Here is a 24,815-nt window from a genome sequence, read left to right on the forward strand (position 1 = left end):
TCTATTGTGGAAAAATATAAAGGAAAAGTTGGAGTAACAAGTGAAAATAATATTACAACTTTTAATATTGAATTAATCAATAAGGAAAAAGAATAACCAATTTAAAAGAATTACTTTCTAAAGGTAGTTCTTTTTTCTTTACAATAGGTTGATATTGTTAAATGTAGGTTAATATATATAAGTTATGTTAAAAATAGTGATATAATTGTTAGAAATTAATATTTTGGAGGGAGTTATGGGTTTCTTAAAGGATTTTATCTATGGAGTAATAATAAGTATATCTCAAATAGTACCAGGTATTAGCGGTGGGTCTATTGCCATGATTTTAGGTATATATGATAAGTTAATACATGCAGTAAATAATATAGTTAAGGACTTCAAAAATCAATATAAGATTTTATTTAGGGTAGGACTTGGAGCAATAGTAGGAATAATTTTATTTAGTAATATATTTAAAACTTTATTGGAGAGATATCCTATTCCATTGGGATATATGTTTATAGGAATTATTTTAGGTGGAGCTCCATTAATGTTTAGAAAAGCTACTGAGAAGAAGTCATTTAGTCAAAGGTCTTTAGTTTATTTAGTTATTGGATTTGCAATTGTACTACTTATGTCAGGAGATTACAACGGATATTCAGATGCTATAGTTAGTTTAACACCATTTATATTTATATGGTTATTTGTTGGAGGAGTAGTTATAGCTGTAGCTTTAATTTTGCCAGGAATAAGTGGATCATTTATGTTATTAATTTTAGGTTTATATAATACTGTAATAACTGCAATAACTGATTTTAATATTCCAATACTTATTCCTATAGCATTAGGAGGAATAGTTGGAACAGTTTTAAGTGCAAGATTAATAGAGATGCTATTAAATAGATATCCTGAACAAACTTATATGATAATCTTTGGATTTATTTTGGGTTCTGTCTTTGGAGTGTTTCCAGGCTTTGATGGAATAAATAGTTTAATAGGAGTTGTCCTTGGAATCTTTGGATTTATTGTAACAAGCTATATATCTAAAGAAGAGAGAGAAGAATAGTAAGGATAATAGAATTAATAAAAATAATAATGATGAAGAAGAAACATTACTAAAGCTGGTGTTTCTTCTTTGATTTTATGGAGGAGTATTGAAATTTAAAATTTAAATTGAGTTCCATGAAACTTAATAAGCTCTAAGAAATAAGAAGAGCGAATTTTATTAATGCTTTATTAGATTATTTATATATTTATATGAACATAACAATATATAAATATATAAATATATAGGAAAATTGGGTGATGAGCTGCAAATGAGATATAATTAATTTGGATAAAAAATTGGGGGAGAAGTTTATGAATAGAAAAGAAATGTTAGAGAAGGTGAAGGAACAATTATCAAGAGATTATAATTGTAGTATAGAGGATTTTAATAAGGAAGAGAATTTAATAACAGATTATAAGTTAAGAAAGGGAAGAAGAAATTATGGTGATGATGATAGTCCTATAAAAATACTTGTATTTGGTAAGAAAGCTGTAGTATGTGTAGGTGAAGAGTTAAGAGAATGGTGTGTGGAAAAGTTATTAAACTTTCCAGGTGAGTGGATATTTTCTTTTAGAGTGTTAGGAGCATTAGAAAAGAAGTTAAATGATATTGGATATGAGATAGATGACACCCATCAGTATTATTTGCCAAAGGAAACTGTAGAAGAGATTAAGCCGATTACAAAAATAAAGTGGTATAATCAAGAAGAAATAAAACAGTTTGAAGATGATGATAGATTTGATGAAGCTTTTGTTTTTGATGAAAACTACCCAGATATTTTAGGGGTTGCAGCATTAGATGAAGATGACAATATAATTGGGATGGCAGGAGCTAGTAGGGATTCAGAAAACATGTGGCAAATAGGAATTAATGTTTTTAAAGGATGGGAAGGAAAAGGAATTGGGACAAACCTTATTTATCTCATAAAGCAAAAGATAGTAAGTCTTGAAAAAGTACCTTTCTATGGAACTAGTCAATCTCATGTTATATCTCAAAATATAGCAATTAAATCAGGATTTTACCCAGCTTTTTCTGAACTTAAAGCTAGAAAAAAGAAAGATTAGTAATAAATAAGAATAAAAAAATATATATTTTATTAATAACATGGAAAAATTAGAAAAGTGTTTTGTACCAATGGTAGTTGTGGTATAATATTCACGTTAATTAAGGAAAGCGGGGGATAAGCTAATGAAACATATTAAGACTATTAACAAGACTAACATTAAAAACAGCTTATGCAAACCAGGTTGTAAGGAGTGCGCTAACTCATGTCAATCTGCTTGTAAGACTTCTTGCACAGTTGCAAACTTAGAGTGCGAAAACTAATTATCAGAAGCAGTAACTTTAGTAAAGAAGTTACTGCTTCTTTACTAAGAGTTTGGAGGAGAAATAAATGTCATTAATTCATAAATTTGAGCAAGGTGGAAACTATTTTATACTAGATGTTAATACAGGTGCTGTTCACATGGTGGACGAGCTTGTTTATGACATATTAGATGATTCAAGTCTAAAATCAAAGGAAGAAGTATTAACTAATCTAAAAGGAAAGTACGAAGAAAATGTTATTGGAGAAGCATACGATGAAATAGAGGAACTGGTTAAAGAGGGAATCCTTTATTCTGAAGATCAATATGAAGAAATAGCCCATGGATCAATGGATGATAGAGATTATATAAAGGCTGTTTGTTTAAACATAATTCATGGATGTAACTTAAGATGTAAGTATTGTTTTGCTGATGAGGGGGAATACCATGGACACAAGGGTGTTATGGATATAGACACAGCAAAGAAGGCAATAGATTATGTTGTTAAGAGAAGTGGTCCAAGAAGAAATATTGAAATAGATCTATTTGGTGGGGAGCCAACTATGATCATGGACACAATAAAAGAAATCATTGCTTATGCTAGAGAGCATGAAAAGGAATGGAAGAAGAACATTAGATTTACTATGACTACTAATGCTACTCTTTTAAATGATGAAATGATGGAATTCATGGATAAGGAAATGGGTAACATAATTCTTTCTTTAGATGGAAGAAAAGAAGTAAATGATAATGTAAGAATTAAGGTTGATGGAAGTGGTTCTTATGATGATATACTTCCTAACATAAAGAAGATGATTGATAAGAGAACAGAAGGAAAGATGTACTTTGTAAGAGGAACATTTACTAGAGCAAATACTGATTTTTATGAAGATGTTAAAGCTATGGTAAATGAAGGCTTTAGAGAAATATCAATAGAACCAGTTGTTCTTGAAAATGGACATCCTTTAGCTTTAAGAGAAGAAGACCTTCCAACTATATTTGATAACTATGATAAGTTATATGAAGAAATGAGAAGAAGAAAGGTAGAAGGAGATGAGTTTAAATTCTACCACTTTAATATAGATCTACAAGGTGGACCATGTGTTTATAAGAGAATTTCAGGTTGTGGAGCAGGATTTGAATATGTTGCAATAACACCACAAGGTGAAGTTTACCCATGTCACCAGTTTGTAGGTAAGGAAGAGTATAAGCTAGGAAGCATTTGGGATGATACTTATGATGCTGAATTAGGTAAGAAGTTTAAGAAGGCTCATATCTACAACAAACCAAAATGTAAGGATTGTTGGGCTAGATTCTACTGTAGTGGTGGATGCCAAGCTAACAATGTAAACTTTAATGGAGATATGAATATTCCATATGAAATAGGTTGTAAAATGCAAAAGAAGAGAATTGAATGTGCAATAGCTTTAAAAGCTGAAGAATTACAATCTTAGGAGAAAAGTTATGAAGGAATTCATCTTAGATAATGGAATGAAATTAATTTACGAGAATAGGCCTTCAATGTTAACCTCAGTTTCTATTGGTTTAGAAGCTGGGGCTTCTGTTGAGGAAGGGCTTTTAGGTTTAGCGCATGCTACAGAGCATATGATATTTAAGGGCACTAAAACTAGAAGTGAAAAAACAATAAATGAAGAGTTAAGTAAAATATTTGGATTTTCTAATGCTATGACAAATTTTCCTTATGTAATTTATTATGGAACTTTATTAGGAGAAGATTTATATAAGGGGTTAGATATTTTTAGTGATATTTTATTAAACCCAAGTTTTCCAATAGAGGGATTTAAGGAAGAGATGGATTCAATCAAGGAAGAGTTAAATGAATGGGATGAGGAGCTACAACAATTTTGTGAGGATAAGCTTCTCATCCATTCTTTTAATAAAAATAGATTGAAGTACCCTATAATAGGAACAATAGAAGATTTAAATAAAATTACTTTAGAGGATATTAAAGAGTTTTACAAAAGATATTATTCTCCTAAAAATGCTGTAATAAGTATAGTATCAGCTCTACCTTTTGAAGAAGTAAAAGAAAAGGTTGAAAGATATTTTGGGGGATGGCAAGGGGAAGAGGTAGAAGTGCAAGCTTCTCTTGAAGTGCCTAGATTAGGAGAATATATAGACTTTAGGGAAGGTATAAACTCCTGTAGAGTAGAGATGATTTTCACTATAAGTAATTTAACTCATGAAGAAATTAAGTCTTTTAGAATATTTAATGAATTCTTTGGAGAAGGAATGAACTCTATACTTTTTGATACCTTAAGAACTAAAAATGGGCTAGTTTATGATGTTATAACAACAATATCAAATGAAAAGCATATAGGGCTTTATAAAATAGAGTTTAGTACATCTAAAGAAAAGTTAGATAAATCACTAACTTTAGTAAAAGAAGCTTTTAATAATGTTGAGGAATATGAGAAGGACCTCACTAAGGAGAAAATAGAGGAACTTTATAAGAGTATAAAGTTAAAGAAATTATTTAAAGAAGAACAAAGCATTAGATTAGCAAATAGTATGACTACTTATGCCATAATGTTTAAAGATACTAATATTTTCGTAGATATGTTAGAAGGAATAGAAAAATTAACATCCAAAGACATAATTAATGCAGCTAAAAAGGTTTTAAAAAATCCTTCTATAGAAATTATTATGCCAAGGGGGCTTTATGAATAAAGAATTACCATTATTACAAGCATTAATAGATTATCATAAAGAAGAAAACATTATTTTTTCTATGCCAGGAAATAAGTGTGGCCTTGCTTTTTCTAGAGATGAAATAGGAAATTACCTAAGAGAAAATTTAGGAAGTCTAGATATAACAGAAGTAGATCCATTAGATAATCTTCATCATCCCGAAGGAGTAATTAAAGAGTCACAAGAACTGTTAGCAAAGTACTATGGAGTTAAAAAAGCATATTTTTTAGTAAATGGAAGTTCAAGTGGCAACCTATCTTCAATATTTTCTGCCTTTAATGAAGGTGATGAAGTATTGGTAGAAAGAAACTGCCATAAATCAGTTTATAATGGACTGATATTAAGAAAACTGAAGGTAAGATATATTGAACCGGTGGTTTTTGGTGATGGGGGATTATTCTTACCTCCAGATAAGAATAATATATATTCTGCCCTTGAAAAGTGTGACAATCCTAAGGGAATTATCTTAACTTACCCTAATTACTTTGGAATATCTTATGATATGGAAGATATAATTAAAGACCTAAAGAAAAGAGGTTTAAAGATAATTATTGATGAAGCCCATGGAGCACATTATGGATCATGTAAAAACTTACCAAAGAATATTGCCCCCCTTGCAGACTATACTGTAGTAAGTGCTCATAAGACTTTACCAGCATTAACAGGAGGAGCTTATCTCTTAGTTAATGATGAGAATGAGAATATTGATTTCTATATAAGTGCATTTATGACTACATCACCATCTTATTTAATAATGGCATCTTTAGACTATGCAAGATTTTACTTAAGTAAATATGGAGAAGAGGATTATAGAAATTTAATTAAGAAAGCTGAAAAAGAAAAGAAGAAAATTAATGAATTAGGCAAGGTAAGAGTTCTTTCAAAGGAAGAGTTACCTAAAGGGTATGATATAGATTTAAGTAGATACGTATTAGTTTTACCTAAAGGATATAGTGGTGGCAAACTTCAGGATTATTTAAGAAGTAAGAAGATACAATGCGAAATGAGCTTTTTCTCTGGAGTTGTATTAATTTTATCACTTGCTAATGTTGATAGGGGCTTAGAAAAACTTTACAAGGCTTTAGAAGAATTAGATATGGATTTACTTATGAATGAGGAAAAGTCTATAAAGTTTAATTCTGTTATTCCTGAAAAGGGAATGGAGCCTTATGAGGTGTTTAATCATAAAGGAGAATTAGTTAATCTTGATTATGCAAAGGGAAGAATTGTTAAGGAAGCTATTGTACCGTATCCCCCTGGGATACCACTAGTTTCTAGTGGGGAGAAGATTACCCAGGAAATAATTGAAGAAATAAAGGGATATTTGAATGAAGGAATAAGTATTTTAGGAATTCATGGAGATGAAGTTTTACTTGTTAATAAATAAAGTAAATAATATTAGGTAACAGACGAATAGGAGGTTAAATATATGAATGAGAATAAGTTTAATGGTATGGGAAAAATATATTCTAAATATCGTCCATCATATCCAATCAATTTTATTGATTATCTTTTTACAGATGTAGGAATATCTCAAAGTAGTATTATTGCTGATATAGGTTCTGGTACTGGTATTTTAACTGGGCAATTACTTGAAAAAGGCAGTAGGGTATATGGTGTTGAACCTAATGATGATATGCGTGCTATTGCTGAAACTAATTTAAGTAATTTTATTGGATTTACATCTGTTAATGGAAATGCTGAGAATACTACTATTGATGATAATAGTGTTGACTACATCACTGTTGCACAGGCTTTCCCTTGGTTTGATAGGGAAAAATTTAAAAAAGAGTGCCAGCGTATTTTGAAACCTGAAGGAAAAGTGATTTTGGTTTGGAATAATAGAGATAATAAAAATGAATTAGTGATAGAAAACTATGAAGTTAATCGTAAATATTGCCCAAATTTTAAGGGCTTTTCTGGTGGAATGCATGATAAAATTAGTGAAGATGATTTTTCAGACTTTTTTAATGGTAAATATGAAACAAAAGTTTTTTCTAATGATTTAATTTTTGATATGGATGGATTTATTGGACGCAATCTATCAGCCTCATATTCACTAAAAAGTAATGATGAACAGTATAATAACTACATTAATGAATTAAAAAAGATTTATGAAAAATATAGCCATAAAGGACAGCTTATAATGCCGAACTTAACACGTAGCTATGTTGGAGATGTGTAGAAAAATAAATAAAGATATTATAGTCTTAGCCAATAAAATTACTTGGTTAAGGCTATTTTTATAGATGAGAATATTGTATCATAAGTAATATATTGTAAACAAAATTGTAATTTATAAGGTCATATGATAAAAATTATGGTGTAAAATATTATAGAATAATATAAAGGGATAAAAAAATAGGAGGAGTTACATGAGTAAATTTCAATGGGAGATAATCAACAAGTCAATTAAGAAAGTCAATGAAGATATTGCCTATGCAGATGAAAATATGGCATGGGTATTAGATGGAGCTACAGGATTAACAGATAAAAAATTAACCTCATTTGAAAGTGATGCAAGATGGTTTGTAAATGAATGGGATAAATATTTAAAAGATAATTTAAATGATAAATGTAAAACTATAAGAGATATAATTTTAGAAGGGATAGTAATAATTAGAGATAGATTTTATAAAGAGTGTGGTTTAGATTATATAGAAGAAATAAAAAGGCCATCAGCATCTATATCAATAGTTAGGAAGAATGAAGATATAATTGAATACTTTATGCTTGGAGATTGTACACTTCTAATAAAGGATATAGATAATAATGTAACTAAAATTAAAGATATATCCCTAGAGAAGTTTGATAATAGGGCTATAAGTGAAATGCTTAAGATAAGAGATGAAAATAATATAAGTTGGGTAGAAGCAAGGAAGATTATTAATCCAACTTTAATAGAAAATAGATTGTTGAAAAATACTCAAGATGGGTATTGGATATTAGAGTTTAATGAAGAGGCTGTTAATCACTGTATTGAAGGAAAGTTCTTAGATAAGGAAGTTAAGAATTTAGCTCTAATGAGTGATGGATTTGCTGCAATAGTTGATACTTATAAGTATTTTAATGAAGCTGAATTAATAGAAAGATTAATTGATTTAGGGGCTGAAAATACTTATGAGTTAATAAGGGAAATTCAAGAAGAAGATAAGGATATATTAAAGTATCCTAGATTAAAAAAAGGGGATGATTCCTCTATAGTTTTTTTAAATAATTATGAATGTTAACACTTAAGTTTAATAATATTGAAGAGATAATATGATTAGATAGGGATAAAATTACTTTTCTTGCTAAAAATATAATTGTATCTTAGGATAGGTGGGTAATTTTATGTATAGTAGCATATTATTTAGCACAATAATTAAAGGGATCTTAGTATATATATTAGCATTAGTTCTCAGTAAGTTAATTGGTATTAAAATTATTTCACAAATGAATTTCTTTGATTTCGTAATGGGAGTATCTATAGGATCAATGATTGCGAAAATTATAATTGATAAAGACCATGTGGTTTTTTCAGGAGTTATAGCATTAATAGTTTTTTCATTGTTAACTATATCAACTAGCTATTTAAATTTAAAAAGCTATATAGCTAGAAGCATAATAAATGCAAAGACTTTAATATTAATAGAAAATGGGCGTATTATTGATAAGAATATAAAAAAACTTAGAATTACAATAAATGAGCTTATGATGAAGTTAAGGGAGAAGGATGTTTTCAATATAGAAGATGTACAATTTGCAATAATGGAAAGCAATGGCCAGTTATCAGTTTTGATTAAAGCAGATAAAAAGCCAATAACTCCATATGATATGAATATAAAGGTAAAGAGTCTTTCTCTGATAAATGATATTATAATTGATGGAAAAATAGTGGATAAAAATCTTCAAATAGTAGGGATAGATGAAAAGTGGCTAAAATCTGAACTTAAAAAGAAAAATATAAATGCTATTGAAGATGTTTTTTATGCAGGTGTAGATCAAAATAAAAAACTTACTATTTCAGAAAGGTATCCTGATAACTTTAATCCAGAGAAAAAGTTTGGTATAGAGTAGGGATAAAATATTTAATAATGTTATATGTATTAAAAAAGAGATGTTTTTGTTAATAACAAAAACATCTCTTTTTTGAGGTAAGGAAAGATAAAAACTTTTCTTCTGCATCAGATAAACAATAATTTTTTCTTACCACAATGTTATAGTTAAAGTCTGTATTAAAGTCTTTTATATTAATCTTCTTTAAAGATCCTGTTCTAAGCTCATGAGTAATTGATAGTTCAGGCATAAAAGCAAATCCTCTACCTGATATAACCGATGATTTTATAGCTTCCGATGAATTTAATGAAAGTAATACATTTAAGTTATTAGTTGAAATGTTTTTCTCACCTAATGACTTTTTTAATATTGATAATGTTCCAGATCCATCTTCTCTTAAAATTATAGGTAGTGTTGTTAGTTCATCTATAGTAATATTCTTAAGCTCTGACTTATTACTTCCTACTAAAATAAGTTTGTCTGATATTATCTTTTCTGTAACTACATTATCAGGAATATTGTCTAATTCATGTATTATACCTAAATTTGTATCATGGTTAAGTAGCTTTCTTAATATGTTTTCAGAGTTATCTACATCCATTGAAACATTTATATTAAAGTAAATTTCTTTGAAGGTATAAATACTGCAAGGAAGTATTTGTTCTCCAAGACTACTACAAGCTGAAAGAAATAATCTGGATTTCTTTTCCTTTAGGCTTTTAAGTTTTTTATCCAAATTATGTTGCAATGAAAGCATTGATTCTGCAAATTCAAAGACAACTTGTCCTTCTTCTGTAAGAGAAACACCCTTATTACTTCTTATTAATAGTTTTTCTCCAATTTCATTCTCAAAGTTTTGCAATTGCATACTCAATCCAGGTTGTGTTAAATGTAGTTCCTTTGCTGCTTTTGAAATACTATTACATTTAACCGTTGTATAGAACGATTGCATATAGGATAAATTCATATATACTCCTCCACCCTTTTCTTTTAGTATTTATCAACATAATTATACCATTAATTTTAATTAAATTTATTATATATAATAAATTATTATTGTGCATAAGGGATTCTTATTATGCAAGGCGAAAATAGGATGATAATATAGAGATAAGAAGACAAGAAAAGACAAATATACTCTTGAAAGATAAAAAAATAACAAACTATAAATAAAGTTAGAGGGATGATAAAAAATGGGGAAGAAAATTGTTATAGTTGGTGGAGTAGCTGGAGGAGCATCTGTTGCAGCTATATCCAGAAGACTAGATGAAAGTAATGAAATAGTAATGTTTGAAAGAGGACCTCACGTTTCTTTTTCAAATTGTTGTTTACCATATCATTTAAGTGGAAAAGTAGAAGATCATGAAGATTTAGTGTTAATGAAGCCTGAACAATTCTTTAATCAATATAGAATTGATGCAAGAGTTTTCACAGAAGTAGTATTTATAGACAGAGAAAATAAAGAAGTAACAGTTAGAAACGTTGTTACAGGGAAAGAATATAAGGAAAGCTATGATAAGTTAATCTTATCTCCAGGGGCTAAGCCTATAGTACCACCTATTCCAGGCATAAATAATGCTGATATCTTTACAGTAAGAAATGTTGTTGATATAGCTAAGCTTAATACCTTTATAAAAGAAAATAAGTGCAAGAATGTTTCTGTAATTGGTGGAGGGTTCATTGGAGTTGAAGTAGCTGAGAACTTAAAGGAAGCTGGTTATAATGTATCCCTTATAGAAGCTATGGATCAAATAATGAAGCCATTTGATGCTGATATGGTACAAGTTTTACATAAAGAGATTTATGATAAGGGAATTAATTTAATTTTAGGGGATAAGGTTGAGGCCTTTGAAGGAAATAATGTTGTTTTAGCTTCAGGAAAGAGAATTGAATCTGATGCTATAGTTATGGCTATTGGGGTAGTTCCAGAAACTGATTTAGCTAGAGAAGCAGGATTAGAAGTTGGAGTTACAGGAGCAATAAAAGTAAATCAAAACTACATGACTAATGATAAGGACATATATGCTGTTGGGGATGCAATAGAGGTATTTAGTGCATTAACTAGAACAGCTACAAAGCTTCCACTTGCAGGCCCAGCGCAAAAGCAAGCAAGAGCAGTAGCAAATCATATTCATGGTATACCAGTTAAAAATACAGGATTTATTGGGTCATCATGTATTAAAGTATTTGATTATAACGGAGCTTCAACTGGTTTAACAGAAGGTCAAATTAAAGCTCAAAAATTAGATATTAATTATGACATAGTGAGAGTTATACCTCAAGATAAGGTCGGGTTAATGCCAGAAAGTGAACCGCTTCACTTCAAGCTTATATTTGAAGTGCCAACAGGTAGAATTTTAGGAGCACAAGCAATAGGTAAGGGAAATGTAGATAAGAGAGTTGATATTATAGCAACTTTAATTAAGTTCAATGGTACAGTTGAAGATTTAGCTGATTTAGAACTTTGCTATGCACCACCTTTTGGAACTGCCAAGGATGTAGTTAATCATGCAGCTTTAGTAGCATCAAACATTCTACAAGGAACTTTTAAACAAGTATATGTTCAAAATGTAAGAGAGTTAGTAGAATCTGGTGCATTCATAGTTGATGTTAGAGAAAAAGATGAGTATGAATTAAGTCATATTGTTGGAGCTAAAAATATTCCTTTAAGTGAAATAAGAGATAGATTAGATGAAATTCCAAAGGATAAAAAGGTTTATTTACATTGCAGAAGTGCTCAAAGAAGCTATAATGCTTGTTTAGCATTAGGACATTTAGGATTCGACAACATATATAATGTTTCAGGTGGATTTATGGGAATAAGCTTCTATGAATATTTCCATGACCAAGTAACAGATAGAGAAAAGATAGTTACAGATTATAATTTTGACTAAGTTTATTACAAAGGATAGTTATTACTATCCTTTGAAAGATAAAAACAATGATTGATAATTAACAAACAAAAACTAATGATTTTAGGGGGAAGAAAATGAAAAAAGGACAAGTTTTTATTGGTCTAGGTGTATTAGCAGCAGTTACTGCATTTGGTGCAATACAGTATAAGGAAAACAGTAAATTAGCTTTATTCTTATTAACAGGTTTATTACTAGGTTATGTTTTACAAAGAAGTAGATTCGGATTTGCCGGTGGAGTTAGAAAGATTGCTATGACTGGTGATGGAAAATTATCAAAGGCATTATTATTCTTATTTGCTATAACAACAATAGGAGCTGCTGGTATACATTATGGAGCTTTTTCAAAAGGTGCAGAAGCAGCATTTAGAGCAGCTGAAGGAGTTGCAACAATTCCAGGTACAGGAAGCGTATCTGCAATTAACTTAGCATTCATAATTGGTGGTTTACTATTTGGTATTGGTATGATTATAGGTGGAGGATGTGCATCTGGTACATTATCTGATACAGGTGAAGGTTCTGGAAGAGGTATTATAGTATTGTTCTTCTTCTGTATAGGTGGTATGCTTGGAACATGGCATTTACCAAAGTTAAAGAAGACTTTCCTTTTTGAAAATGGATATACACTTTATTTACCAGATAAGTTTGGATACATAGGAGCAGTAGTTGTTTCATTACTTTTATTAACTGTATTATACGCAATTGTTAAAACTTATGAAAATAAGAGAAAAAATGCTGGAACTCAAGTTTTAGAAGTAGTTCCAGAAGATGAAAGACCAATGGAAGAAACTAAAGAATATAAGTTCTTCAGTAAAGAAACTTATCACAAATTCTTTGTAGAAAGATGGTCATTCTATGTTTCAGCAGTATTAATTGGAATATTATTCTTATTCATAATAAATACAACAGGGTCAAGTTGGGGAGCATCAGGTCCTTACACTCATTGGGGAGTTGCGTTATTTAGTAAGTTAGGAATTGATTTCTCTGCTATTGATGGATTTGCAGGAAGTGTTAAGGTTGTTAATGGTGGAATATTAAATGATCCAGTTTCAGTTAGAAATATAGGTATTATATTAGGAGCATTAATCTGCATGCTATTAGCTGGAAAGTGGAAGTTCTATGTAAACTTTAAAGCTAAAGATACAGTATTCTATGCTTTAGCAGGTATCTTAATGGGATATGGAGCTAAATTAGCAGGTGGATGTAACGTTGGAGCATTATTCTCAGGTATTGCTAACATGTCATTATCAGGATGGGTATTCCTTGTTATGTTAGTAATTGGAGGATTAATAGGTATACAAATAGTTAAGAAGTTTGATATACCAGCTTAATATTTAAATTAATAAGGCAGAGCAAGGAAACTTGTTCCTGCCTTTTAGTGCTATAGAACATAAGATAATTCAGTGTTGGAGGAAGAGTAAGTGAAGAGAAGTCTTGGGAAATTTGATATTTTTGCAATTGTACTTGGAGCAATTATTGGATGGGGATCCTTTATGCTGCCTGGAACAAAGTTTTTAAAAGAGGCTGGAGTGATTAATACAGCTTTAGGGCTTATTCTAGGAGCCATATGTATAATATTAATTGAAAAAAATTATGCTGTTATGATAAATTCTCAAGATGAAGAGGGAGGAGAATTTTCTTACACATATAATAATATGGGAAAGAAGCATGGTTTTATAGTAGGATGGTTTTTAATATTAGCTTATCTTAGTATGATTCCATTAAACGCTACTGCATTTCCCTTAGTAGTCAAAAAGTTAATAGGTCCGGTATTTGAAGTAGGGTATTTATATACTATTGCTGGATATGATGTATATTTAGGAGAAATCATATTATCTACATTTATTATTTGTTTATTTGCTTATGTAAATATAAAAGGTATAAGTGGAACTAGTAAAATTCAAAATATAATAATAATGGCACTGATATCAAGTGTTTCTATAGTATTTATTGGCATGGTATTCAAAGGTGATAAGACAACTTTTATGAATAACTATATCTCTAATTATAAATTTGATTTAGGGGGAATAGCCAAGGTATTTTCAATAACACCTTTTGCTTTTATAGGATTTGATGCTATACCACAGCTATCAAAAGAATTTAAGTTTTCTAAAAAGAAGGCTTCATTTGTGGCTATAGTATCATTATTAATTGGAACATTAATATATAATCTTTTAAATATCATTACAGCATTAGCTTTTTCACCATCAGAAGCAGTTGCATTAGATTGGGCGGCTGGAAGCGCTGTTATACAAGTTCTAGGTAAGTGGGCTTTCCTTTTACTTATAATAGCTTTATGTGCAGCAGTATGGAGCGGAATAAATGGATTTATGATTTGTAGTTCTAAGCTTTTAGGGTCTATAGCTAAATATGGATTAGTTCCTTCTTCTATAGGAAATATAAATAATAGTGGGGTATTTAATAATTCTATTAAATTTGTAACCATTGTTAGCTTGGTTGCCCCTTGGTTTGGTAGAGAGGTAATAATATGGATAGTAGATATGTCATCTTTAGGAGCTGCTATTGCATATTTTTATGTATCATATATTTCAATTAAAAAAGTTAAAACTAAAGGTGGTAAATTAATAGGATGTATTGGGGTAGCAATTAGTATTTTGTTTATGCTACTTTTATTAGTACCAATATCTCCAGCTGCCTTAGGAATTGAGCCTATAGTTGCGTTAATAATGTGGTCTTGTTTAGGTATTATATTTTATAGAGTAAAAATAGGAAAAAAGAATATATAAACTTAAATTATTACAATTGTGTATCAAATTGAAGTTAAATTGATACATGATTGTAATTTTTTTTAAACTATATATTAAATTTTATTATATATACTAAGTTAGTGAGAGAACTAATAAGATATGTGGGTGAGGAAAATGATAAAAAAGTACAAAAGAGAGGTCATATTATGTACAATTTTCGTATTGTTAATTAGTAGATTTGTAAAAAGTTCATATGTATCCAGTAGAGAATCTGTAAGTGGTGAATTAGAGCATGGAGTACATATATTAAAAGAATTAGAGGAGAAGGACATTTCAAAGATACAAACAAAAATTGATAATATGCATAGAGAAGAGGAACTAAAAAAGAAAAGAGAAGAAATTAAAAAAATGGTACGAGAGAAGAAAATAGACTATAAAATTATTTTTAAAGGAGATATTTTTTGGGGAGATTCTATTGTTGAAGCATTATCGGAATATGAATATCTAAATAATTATTCAGTAGTAGCAAAGAAAGGGAAGGATGTTTTAAAAGCTAGAGAAGATATAAATACCATAATAAAATTATCTCCAGAAAGATTATTTATTCTTTTAGGAATGAATGATTTGTTAGTTTTTGAAGACTTAAGTTCATTTATTGATAATTATAAAGTGCTTATTGATAGAGTAAAAGAAGGAAGTCCTAATACAAAAATATATATAAATTCTATCTTGCCTGTAATGGACAAGGTTAGTTCTAAAAATCTTTTGTATAAAAAAGAGAGAATTATAGAAGCGAATAAAAGATTAAATGAACTAGCTATTAATGAAGGAGCTACATTCGTTGATATAAGGTACATAATTGAAGAAAATAAAATGTTGTATGAACCAGATGGAATTCATGTAAAAAGCTCATTTTATCCAAAGTGGCTTAATGAATTGATTAAATATAACTTAGAGGGTGAATAAATTGAGAAAGTTATCTTTTCTTATGATTATATTAGCTATGTTCACTATGAGTGGATGTGCTAAGAGTTATAAGAATATTACCACAGATGAAATATCTAATAATATTTTACAGAAAGATGAAAATTTACAAAAGTCAGATAAAAAGATGTTAAAAAGACTTTATGGTTTAAATAGTGATGATTATGAGGAATTTTCATTATGTATTTCTAAATCTACCATGGAAGTTAATGAATTGTTGATTATAAAAGTAAAAGATAAAAATCAAATAGAAGCCATAGAGTGTGCAATGGAACAAAGAGTTAGTAATCAATTAAATAATTTTGGTGGATATGCCCCAAAGCAAGCAAAAATCATAGAAGATTATGAATTAATAGCAAGAGATAAATTTGTATTTTTATGTATTGGAGAAAATGCAGAAAATAACAAACAAATATTTATAGAAAGTATAAAAGTTTAGGAAGAGGGGACAAGATGGTATTTAGTAGTATTATTTTTATGTTTACATTTTTGCCTATTATTCTAGTTACATATTATCTGTCTCCTAGAAAATTAAAAAACTTTATTTTATTATTAGGAAGTTTAGTTTTTTATGCTTGGGGGGAACCAATATATATAATTTTGATGATATTAACAATAGTCATTAATTATGTTTTAGCTTTATTAATTAAAAATCAAAAAGGGAGAAGAAAAAAGTGTATATTTATATTAACTTTAGTTCTTAATGTTGGGATGCTTGGATTCTTTAAGTATTATGATTTTATAGTAGGAAATATAAATAGCATTTTTTCTTTAAATATACAATATAACAATCTATCATTACCCATTGGTATATCCTTTTATACATTTCAAACTATATCATATATAGTAGATGTTTATTTGAACAAAGTAAAAGTTCAGAAAAACATAATATCATTTGCTACCTATATTTCAATGTTTCTTCAGTTAGTAGCAGGTCCTATAGTAAAATATACTGATATAAATGATAAGCTTGAAAAAAGAAAAGAATCAATAGATGAATTTGGATATGGGATTGAGAGATTCATTGCAGGACTTGGAAAAAAAGTTCTGTTAGCCAATAATATAGGATATTTGTGGAGTGTAATTAGTGTATTAGATATTAATAATATTTCTGTAGCTACATCATGGATAGGCATAGCTGCGTATACATTTCAAATATATTTTGATTTTAGTGGTTATTCAGACATGGCCATTGGTTTAGGGCATATGTTTGGGTTTACATTTAAAGAGAATTTTAAATATCCATATATATCAAAAAGTGTTACTGAATTTTGGAGAAGGTGGCATATATCATTAAGTACATGGTTTAAAGAGTACGTATATATTCCCCTTGGAGGCAATAGAGAAGGAATAAAAAAACAATGTAGAAATTTAATGATAGTTTGGACATTGACTGGGTTATGGCATGGAGCAAGTTATAACTTTATTATTTGGGGAATGTATTATGGTGTAATTTTGATTATAGAAAAGTTCATTATAGGAAGATATATTAAAAACTTACCAACTATATTTAGAAGAATATATACACTTGTTATAGTTATGGTTGGATGGGTATTCTTTGGTATGAATACATTATATGAAGCTCTAAATTATTTAAAAGTTATGTTTTTTATATCAGGTAATACAATAATTGATAATACAGCTTTATATTATTTAAGTACTAATATAATTTTATTCATTATATTAATAATAGCTTCAACACCAATGCCAGCATATATAGTAAAAAAGGTAAAATCTTATAATTCTATAACGTGCTATACAATGATAGGAGCTGTAAATATACTTATTCTTATAATAGCTACTGCATATTTATTAAGCTCAACATACAATCCATTTATATACTTTAGATTTTAAATATGCTTGGAGTGAAATTAATGAGAAAGAAATATAGAAATGTCTTAGCTATAGTTTTTGTAATATTTATTTTTGGATTCTTTATTATTAATATATTTAATAAAGATATGGAGTTTTCTAACTTAGAAAATAGGTCATTGGCTAAAATGCCTACTTTTAAAATAGATAGGCTAATTGAAGGTAGATATACAAAAAATTACGAGAAGTATAAAAATGATCAGTTTTTTATGAGAGATACATTTATAAAATTGAAGAGTGAGATTGATGTTTTATTAGGGAAAAAGGAGAATAACAATATATATCTGTGTTCAGATGGTTCTTTAATTGAGAAATTTCTAGAACCTAATAAAGAAAGTTTAGAGAAGAATATTAAGGCTATAAATGAATTCTCTAATAAGCATTCAGAAATAAAGATAAATTTTATGATGGTTCCTAATGCTATTAGTATATATAGTGAAAAACTACCTAGATATGTATCTGAATCTAAGCAGGTAGAGTATATAAATAACTTTTCTAATAAGTTAGATAGAAATATTTCATTTATAAATCCATACAATTATTTTATAGAAAATAAGGAAGAAGAAATTTTTTATAGAACAGATCATCATTGGACAACTAAGGGGGCTTACTATGGATACCTAGCTCTTTGCGATAAGATGAACTTAAAAAAGAATGAAGAGAGTTATTACGATATTGAACTAGTATCAAATGATTTTAAAGGTACTTTATATTCACGTAGCTTGTTTGATATTAGTAAAGAGGATGAGATAAAAGTATATATTCCTAAAAATGAAGATGATGAAGTTATAGTTAATCAGTTAGAAGAAAAGAAAGTAATTCCATCATTATATGATAGTTTAAAGCTTGGCACCAATGATAAATATGGAGTATTTCTTGGAGGCAATAAGCCTATAATTAAAATTCAAACTACAGCTAAATATAATAACAAATTACTTTTAATTAAAGATTCTTATGCAAATAGTATAGTTCAGTTTTTAACGCCTTATTTTGAAGAAATCGTAATGGTAGATCCAAGATATTATTATGGAAATATTGAAGAATTAATTAAAGAAGAGAAGTTCAGTGAAATTTTATTTTTATATAATGCAAATACTTTTTTTCAAGATAATTCATTATATGGAGTGTTAGAAAATTATTAAAAAGTACAAATAGTATAAAAATATAAACTTAAAGTATGATTTCTGTTAAATCATGCTTTTTTCACTTAGCATAACTGTACGTAAAACATAACATAAATAGCAATTAAAATAGATGCGTTATGTTTATATAATAATACTATACAGAAAACAAATTTCTGTATAGGAGGTAATATTTGTGAAAAAGGTTAAAATTAGAAAAGCAAAAAAACAGGATGTAGACACGGTGGCTCACCTGATATACTATACAGAAGTGAAACCTCATGATGTATGAGGGGGAGAGTCTAAACAGGAGTGTTTAGAAAATTTAAAAGAACTTGTAAAAGATGAAGAATCAAGATATAGTTTGGATTATATTATGGTTGCAGAAGTGGATGAAAAAGTATTAGGAGCAATGGTTTTAATACCTTATGATGAATTAGATAGATTAAGTCTTGAAACTGAGTTTAAGCAATTTAAGAGAGTAGATGGTTTATTAGATAAACTATATTTTATATTTAATGATATAAAATATATATTCTTAAGGGAATGTAGAAGAGGGGACCTTTATATAGCAAACATAGCTACTTCCAAAGAAGCTAGAGGCCTTGGGATTGGAAAGAAATTGATGAAATATGCAGAACAGGTTGCAAAGAAGGAAGAGTATGAAGGTATATCACTTTTAGCAAAGGATGAAAATGTAACTAAGTTCTACGAAAAGCTAGATTACAATAAAGTTTTTGATAAGGTTCTTTTTGGTGAGAGAATAATAAAAATGGTTAAATGTTTTTAAAAGAAAGTTGTACTTGTTATTAAAGCAAGTACAACTTTTTTTGTGATAAAGGGATAAATCCCCTTTTTATATATTGAATAATAAGGGGATAAAAACACTTGGATTAATTATACTTAAAACAATCAGAATTAACATCATAAGTCTTACCTTGAAAGCACAAGTATATATACAAAAACTATAATTAAAATAATAAAAATAATATTTAAGGTCATGCTTATTTGAACAAAGTTTAGAAAGTAAGCAACATAATTAAGTAGTATTGCGAATATTCCAATGGAAGAAAGAATTCTAGATGCCTTTTTAAGATCTAAGTTCATATATAAGCCCCCTTGATAACATATATTTACATTAATAAATTTTAGTTTACAGGAGATAAGAACACAATGCTTTTAGTATAAAAGTATAAAAATAGAGCACAAAATTCTAGACAAACTAAATTTGACATATTTTTTACAATAATTTGTAAAAAGAGTGAAAATTAAATATAATAGTGTTAGGGTGAGAGTATGAGGATTTTAATAGTAGAAGATGATGTTGTTCAGAGAAATAATTTAATAAAAATAGTAGAAAGTAGATTTAAAGATGTACAAGTTTTATATTCTGATTCTGTAAAAGAGAGTCTCTTTTTATTAAAAGAAAGAAAAATTGATTTATTCATGTTAGATATAAAACTTAAGGATGGATCTGGTATAGAGCTTGCAGAAGAAATAAGAAAAATTAAAGGATATGAGTTAACAGGAATTATATTTTTAACTACCGAAAAACAATTAATATTAGATGCCTTTAAAAAAACACATTGTTATGAATTTATTGTGAAGCCTTATGAAAGTAAGGAGGTTGTAGATATAATAAATATCTTTAATGAAAATAAAAAAATGGATAATAAGAAAGTAGATGAATTTCTGCTTATTACCTTAGAGAATAAGGTAAAATATAAATTGAGAATTAAAGATATTATTTTTATAGAGTATTTATCAAGAAGATGTGTAATACATACAACAAAGGGTGTTCTTACTACAAGAGAATATACTTTAAATAAAATTAGTACTTTAATTAGCTGTGAAAATATAGTTCAAACTCATAAGTCTTTCTTAGTTAATTGCACTTATATTCAAAAAATAGAAAAAGAGTATTATAAGCTTTGGAAAATTCATTTTGATAGTATAGATGATACAGCATTGCTATCGCTAAATTATAAGAATAATTTAATGGAATTATTAGGAGAGTATAATGTGGATTAATTTATTTATACAATGCATCTCTTTGGGGATTATTTATAATATAGTATCTAAAAGAAAGAGTATTAGAGATTATATTGTAATAGTAATTATATCTTTGCTTTTTTCAACTATAGGCAGCAACATGAATATATGGATTTTTTTTATTAATTTTATGTATGGACTAGTTTTATCATTAATTAATAAGGAAAAAATACTTGATAATCAAATAAAGCTATTTATGGCTTTTATAAGCTTAGCAGTTGCAGAAAGTATATTAACAATAATGTATCAATTTTTAAAGATTAATATTACAGCTAGTAATATGATAATATCGCAAAGTATTATCAATACCTCAGTAATACTGCTTATATATTCCTTTAACAAAAAAATGACTATTAATTTTATAGATATAGTAAAGAAGAATATAAAAATATTTATTATGGTTATTTTACAGTGCTTTATGATTTTCTTTTTGTTTCAATATATAAATACAACAACATGGTTAAGTAGTATTGAAAAAGTGTTAATATTGCTTTCTATATTAAGCTTTATTTTAGTGGGAATATTTTTATTTGTTGATATATTTAGACAATTTAAGAAGACAGAAGAGGATAAATTGAAGTCAAGATATAACGAGGTTCTTGAAGAGTATTTTGAAAAAATGAGGGCAGATTCACATGAGTATAAAAATCATCTTAATGCTATATATGGTGTATTGCAGGTTGGTGATTATGATCAGATAAAAGATTTAGTTAAGGGGTATATTCAAAATGTATCAAATGAGGATCATTTAATAGAATTATCGAAGATAAATAATCAACTAATAAGGGCCTTAATTTACAGTAAAATATCTTATGCAACTTCGATAGGAATCAATTTTAAATATTACATAAAAAGTAGTTTGAAAGATATAAGTATTTCTGATTCAGAACTTGTAATTATTATGTCAAACATTTTAAATAATGCAATAGAGGCAAGCTCTGAAAGTTATGATAAGTATGTAGAACTAACTTTGAGTAAAAAAGATAATAAATATAATATAGTGGTTAAAAATTCAGTTAATAATGAGGATGTTATAAATGTTTTAGAAATGTTTAACTATGGGTATTCTAACAAAGGCGATGAAAGGGGAATTGGACTATATAATGTTAAGACTATAGTTTACAATAATGGAGGAGAAATATTAGTAGATATTGATGAAAATATCTTTACTATGGAAATAAATATTTAAATTTCATAAGGTATACATAATTAGTCTAGTTTGATATAATTCTAATATTAATTGGATGAATTTATATATCTATTATAAGAGGTGAAAAAGTGAGAGAACTTAAAGGTATAGAAGAAAGAATTTTAGATAGAGCATTATATCTTTTTGGAAAGAATGGGTCATCAAGCGTTCCCATTAGAGCTATTTCAAAAGAAGCTGGAGTTAATGTAAGTGCTATAAATTATTATTTTGGTAGTAAGGATGAAATGGTGAAAAATGTACAGGCGTTTTATATAGAAAATATAGTTTCAGCTTATTCTGAGCTTGATAATGAAGAACTTAGTGATGAAGAAAAGTTAATTCTATGTGCTAACGAAATAATGGAATATGCACTAAGATATCCAGGAATTTTTGTAATGCAAAAGGAAGCAGCAACTTCATATGAAGATGATGAGATTGCAAAAAAAATCATAGACGTTACAGAATCTATGAATAAAAAGTTAGATGAGATTTTGAAAAGAGTTGTTAAATCATCAAAGAATGAATTTTCATATATAAAAATGATATTTTTATCATCACTTATTTATCCAACTACCGATTTTAGTGCAACAGACTTAAATAATGAACTTATAACTAATAAAGATGGACGAATTAAGTATATAAAATATATATTAAGTATATTAAGATAGAATAAGCAAATAAGCCAGGAATATATTTATGAAAAGATAAATATATTCCTGGCTTATTTGCTGTCTAAGAAAGTATAAAATTAAAACAAAATGTTTAAAACGTATTGATTAAATTTCCGGAATGAAATATAATTGCATTAAGGAAAGATTGTTAATTAGTTAACTATATAAATTTTAGGAGGTATATTATGTATTACAATCATGTATTTAGCCCTATAAAGGTAAGAGGGTTAGAAATTAAAAATAGGGTAGTTTTCCCTGCTATGGGTACGAAGATGCTTAATGGAGATAGCTATGTAACTGATCAACTTATTGATTACCATGTAGCTAGAGCAAAAGGTGGAAATGGCTTAAACTTTACAGAAGTTTGCTCTGTATATAGCAAATCATCGCCAAAGAATTTTCTGGCAATATCTGATGATAAGTATATACCAGGAATGAAGAAGTTAGTTGATGCAATTCATGAAGCTGGAGGATTAGCTGGAGTACAATTATGGTTAGGTGGATCAGCAGTACTATTTGGGGATCCAACTGCAATGGTTGTAGTACCTAGTGATTTTCAAGCAGCTCCTAATTATGTAATACCTGGAGCAAGCGTAGAAACAATTAAGGAAGCTGTTGAAGCTTTTGGAACAGCAGCAAAGCGAGCAGTAGAAGCAGGATTTGATACTATTGAATTTCATGCAGGACACAATTATACTCCACACTCATTCTTAAGTAAGGCATTTAATAAAAGAACAGATGAGTATGGTGGATCTTTAGAAAATCGTTCAAGATTTTTGCTAGAATGTATAGAAGCCATACGTAATAATATTCCAGAAGATATGCCTCTATTCATGAGAATAGATGCCTTTGATGATTATGTTGAAGATGGTTTAACTATTGAAGAGGTAATTGAATTTTGTAAATCAGCTAAAAATGCAGGAGTTGATGTAGTTGACGTTTCAAGAGGAAATTTCTCAAGTGCAGCTATTAAATATGAAGTGCCACCAGTAGATTTACCAAGAGGCTTTAATGTTGATAATGCAACAAGAATAAAGAATGAGACAGGATTAGTTACAATTGCTGTAGGAAGAATAAATGATCCAGGGCAAGCTGATGAAATAATTAAAGATTGTAAAGCAGACATGGTTGTAATGGGAAGAGCACAACTTGCAGATCCAGAGTTCTGTAATAAAGCTATGAGAGGGGAAGCAGATAGCATTATACGTTGTGTAGGTTGTAACCAAGGGTGTTATGATGGCTTTTCTGATAAGGATGTTCCTTTTATAACTTGTTTAAGAAACCCAGCCTTAGGAAGAGAGAAGGAATATGAGTTAAGAAAAACTGAAGCACCTAAAAAGGTATTAATTATTGGGGGAGGAGTTTCTGGTTTACAGGCAGCAACTACTTTAAAGGAAAGAGGACATATTCCAGTAGTATGTGAAGCAAGTGATTCTTTAGGGGGACAATTTGTACTAGCTGGTGCCGCACCAAGAAAAGAAGAAATGAAATTAGCAGCTATTCATATGGGAGAAGTATGTGAAAAGGCTGGAATTGAAATAAGGCTTTCTACAAAGGTAACTCCTGAAGTTATTAAAGACGTAAATCCAGATGAAGTTATAGTAGCAGTAGGATCTTCTCCAATGGAATTAAATATACCTGGTTCAAAATTAGCTAATGTTACAAATTCTCATGATGTATTAGCTGGTAAGGTTAAGGTAGATGGAGATGTTGTAGTAGTAGGTGGAGGATTGGTAGGTCTTGAGGTGGCTGAATATCTTTCAGGTAAAGTTGGAAAGATTACTGTTGTTGAAATGTTAAATGAGGTTGCTAAGGATTTAGGACAACTTCGTAAAATATGCGTAATGGAAAATTTATATAAAGAAGGAATAACTACTATAACTAATGCTAAATGTGTAGAGATAAAAGATAAAGCAGTTGTTATTGATAAAGAAGGAGCTTTAGAAGAAATTCCTTGTGATTCTGTAGTTGTTTCAATAGGCTCAAGAGCCCGTGACTATGATGAAATATCAGTTTACTGTGGTAAGAATAATATACCTTGCCATACAATAGGAGATGCAGTTAAAGCTCGTAGAGCATTAAATTGTATTAAAGAAGCAGTAGATGTAGCTAGAGAAATATAGTAAAATTAGTAGTTAATTTTATGATGTATAGAAACCCAAGTTTTGCGCTTGGGTTTCTTTTTATTTTATATATGATATAATATGCTATTAGAAAATACATGG

The 24,815-nt window shown here is 28.7% G+C and carries 24 protein-coding genes; 22 read left to right on the forward strand and 2 right to left on the reverse strand.

What is annotated here, in order from left to right; all coding sequences use genetic code 11:
- Positions 1–6 precede the first annotated feature (6 nt).
- The 10 genes from DR024_RS17990 to DR024_RS07165 all read left to right on the forward strand — a co-directional run bounded on the left by DR024_RS17990 (position 7) and on the right by DR024_RS07165 (position 9,102).
- The gene (locus DR024_RS17990) at positions 7–96 is read left to right on the forward strand and encodes a hypothetical protein (RefSeq protein ID WP_242983092.1); all 90 of its coding nucleotides are present in this window, start codon (positions 7–9) and stop codon (positions 94–96) included.
- A 139-nt stretch (positions 97–235) separates the two neighbouring features.
- Positions 236–1,045: a DUF368 domain-containing protein gene (locus DR024_RS07125; protein WP_049177801.1), complete on the forward strand. Its 810-nt coding sequence runs from the start codon at positions 236–238 to the stop codon at positions 1,043–1,045.
- Between the two features lie 293 nt (positions 1,046–1,338).
- The gene (locus DR024_RS07130) at positions 1,339–2,091 is read left to right on the forward strand and encodes a GNAT family N-acetyltransferase (RefSeq protein WP_111918414.1); all 753 of its coding nucleotides are present in this window, start codon (positions 1,339–1,341) and stop codon (positions 2,089–2,091) included.
- A 124-nt stretch (positions 2,092–2,215) separates the two neighbouring features.
- Complete coding sequence (gene scfA, locus DR024_RS07135) at positions 2,216–2,353, forward strand: six-cysteine ranthipeptide SCIFF (protein WP_003371542.1); 138 nt, start codon at positions 2,216–2,218, stop codon at positions 2,351–2,353.
- A 67-nt stretch (positions 2,354–2,420) separates the two neighbouring features.
- On the forward strand, positions 2,421–3,785 hold the full coding sequence (scfB, locus tag DR024_RS07140) for a thioether cross-link-forming SCIFF peptide maturase (protein WP_049177808.1): 1,365 nt from the start codon (positions 2,421–2,423) through the stop codon (positions 3,783–3,785).
- 10 nt (positions 3,786–3,795) lie between these two features.
- Positions 3,796–5,022, forward strand: a complete 1,227-nt coding sequence (locus DR024_RS07145; RefSeq protein ID WP_049177810.1) for a M16 family metallopeptidase — start codon at positions 3,796–3,798, stop codon at positions 5,020–5,022.
- Positions 5,015–6,430: an aminotransferase class I/II-fold pyridoxal phosphate-dependent enzyme gene (locus DR024_RS07150; protein ID WP_049177811.1), complete on the forward strand. Its 1,416-nt coding sequence runs from the start codon at positions 5,015–5,017 to the stop codon at positions 6,428–6,430. The genes DR024_RS07145 and DR024_RS07150 overlap by 8 nt, the downstream gene beginning before the upstream one ends.
- A 42-nt stretch (positions 6,431–6,472) precedes the next feature.
- A complete protein-coding gene (locus DR024_RS07155) occupies positions 6,473–7,228 on the forward strand; it encodes a class I SAM-dependent methyltransferase (protein ID WP_111918416.1) in 756 nt (251 codons plus the stop codon).
- 190 nt (positions 7,229–7,418) lie between these two features.
- Complete coding sequence (locus tag DR024_RS07160; protein ID WP_111918418.1) at positions 7,419–8,273, forward strand: protein phosphatase 2C domain-containing protein; 855 nt, start codon at positions 7,419–7,421, stop codon at positions 8,271–8,273.
- Positions 8,274–8,376: 103 nt separating this feature from the next.
- Positions 8,377–9,102 (forward strand): DUF421 domain-containing protein, encoded by a 726-nt coding sequence (locus tag DR024_RS07165; protein WP_049177815.1) that lies wholly within the window; start codon positions 8,377–8,379, stop codon positions 9,100–9,102.
- 49 nt (positions 9,103–9,151) lie between these two features.
- Here the strand turns inward: DR024_RS07165 and DR024_RS07170 are convergent, their stop codons facing one another.
- Positions 9,152–10,048, reverse strand: a complete 897-nt coding sequence (locus DR024_RS07170) for a LysR family transcriptional regulator (protein WP_111918420.1) — start codon at positions 10,046–10,048, stop codon at positions 9,152–9,154.
- A gap of 226 nt (positions 10,049–10,274) precedes the next feature.
- Here DR024_RS07170 and DR024_RS07175 point away from each other — a divergent pair, with 226 nt between their 5' ends.
- The 8 genes from DR024_RS07175 to DR024_RS07210 all read left to right on the forward strand — a co-directional run bounded on the left by DR024_RS07175 (position 10,275) and on the right by DR024_RS07210 (position 19,468).
- Positions 10,275–11,975 carry an FAD-dependent oxidoreductase gene (locus DR024_RS07175; protein ID WP_111918422.1) on the forward strand — a complete coding sequence of 567 codons (1,701 nt, stop codon included), beginning with the start codon at positions 10,275–10,277 and terminating at the stop codon, positions 11,973–11,975.
- A gap of 95 nt (positions 11,976–12,070) precedes the next feature.
- Positions 12,071–13,324, forward strand: coding sequence for a YeeE/YedE family protein (locus tag DR024_RS07180; protein WP_049177820.1), 1,254 nt, complete (start codon positions 12,071–12,073; stop codon positions 13,322–13,324).
- Between the two features lie 90 nt (positions 13,325–13,414).
- A complete protein-coding gene (locus DR024_RS07185) occupies positions 13,415–14,740 on the forward strand; it encodes an APC family permease (RefSeq protein ID WP_099329060.1) in 1,326 nt (441 codons plus the stop codon).
- Positions 14,741–14,875: 135 nt separating this feature from the next.
- Positions 14,876–15,667, forward strand: a complete 792-nt coding sequence (locus DR024_RS07190; RefSeq protein WP_172458927.1) for a GDSL-type esterase/lipase family protein — start codon at positions 14,876–14,878, stop codon at positions 15,665–15,667.
- Position 15,668: 1 nt separating this feature from the next.
- Positions 15,669–16,124 (forward strand): DUF4358 domain-containing protein, encoded by a 456-nt coding sequence (locus DR024_RS07195; protein ID WP_049177828.1) that lies wholly within the window; start codon positions 15,669–15,671, stop codon positions 16,122–16,124.
- A 164-nt stretch (positions 16,125–16,288) separates the two neighbouring features.
- Positions 16,289–17,539 (forward strand): MBOAT family O-acyltransferase, encoded by a 1,251-nt coding sequence (locus tag DR024_RS07200; protein ID WP_316074263.1) that lies wholly within the window; start codon positions 16,289–16,291, stop codon positions 17,537–17,539.
- A gap of 20 nt (positions 17,540–17,559) precedes the next feature.
- Positions 17,560–18,699, forward strand: a complete 1,140-nt coding sequence (locus tag DR024_RS07205; protein ID WP_172458928.1) for a DHHW family protein — start codon at positions 17,560–17,562, stop codon at positions 18,697–18,699.
- 343 nt (positions 18,700–19,042) lie between these two features.
- Entirely contained in the window at positions 19,043–19,468 is a 426-nt protein-coding gene (locus tag DR024_RS07210) for a GNAT family N-acetyltransferase (RefSeq protein ID WP_242983093.1), read from the forward strand.
- Between the two features lie 143 nt (positions 19,469–19,611).
- Here DR024_RS07210 and DR024_RS17660 read toward each other — a convergent pair whose 3' ends face one another.
- On the reverse strand, positions 19,612–19,785 hold the full coding sequence (locus tag DR024_RS17660) for a hypothetical protein (RefSeq protein ID WP_153246617.1): 174 nt from the start codon (positions 19,783–19,785) through the stop codon (positions 19,612–19,614).
- Positions 19,786–19,974: 189 nt separating this feature from the next.
- Between DR024_RS17660 and DR024_RS07215 the strand changes: the two genes are divergently transcribed.
- From DR024_RS07215 to baiCD, 4 genes are all read left to right on the forward strand, one after another.
- Positions 19,975–20,709 (forward strand): LytR/AlgR family response regulator transcription factor, encoded by a 735-nt coding sequence (locus tag DR024_RS07215; protein WP_049177837.1) that lies wholly within the window; start codon positions 19,975–19,977, stop codon positions 20,707–20,709.
- Positions 20,710–20,860: 151 nt separating this feature from the next.
- Entirely contained in the window at positions 20,861–21,919 is a 1,059-nt protein-coding gene (locus tag DR024_RS07220; protein WP_161799079.1) for a sensor histidine kinase, read from the forward strand.
- A gap of 89 nt (positions 21,920–22,008) precedes the next feature.
- Positions 22,009–22,587, forward strand: a complete 579-nt coding sequence (locus DR024_RS07225; RefSeq protein WP_049177840.1) for a TetR/AcrR family transcriptional regulator — start codon at positions 22,009–22,011, stop codon at positions 22,585–22,587.
- Between the two features lie 188 nt (positions 22,588–22,775).
- Positions 22,776–24,713, forward strand: coding sequence for a bile acid Fe-S flavoenzyme BaiCD (gene baiCD, locus DR024_RS07230; RefSeq protein WP_049177842.1), 1,938 nt, complete (start codon positions 22,776–22,778; stop codon positions 24,711–24,713).
- Positions 24,714–24,815 lie beyond the last annotated feature (102 nt).

The sequence above is a fragment of the Clostridium paraputrificum genome, assembly GCF_900447045.1.
GTDB classification, from domain to species: domain Bacteria; phylum Bacillota; class Clostridia; order Clostridiales; family Clostridiaceae; genus Clostridium; species Clostridium paraputrificum.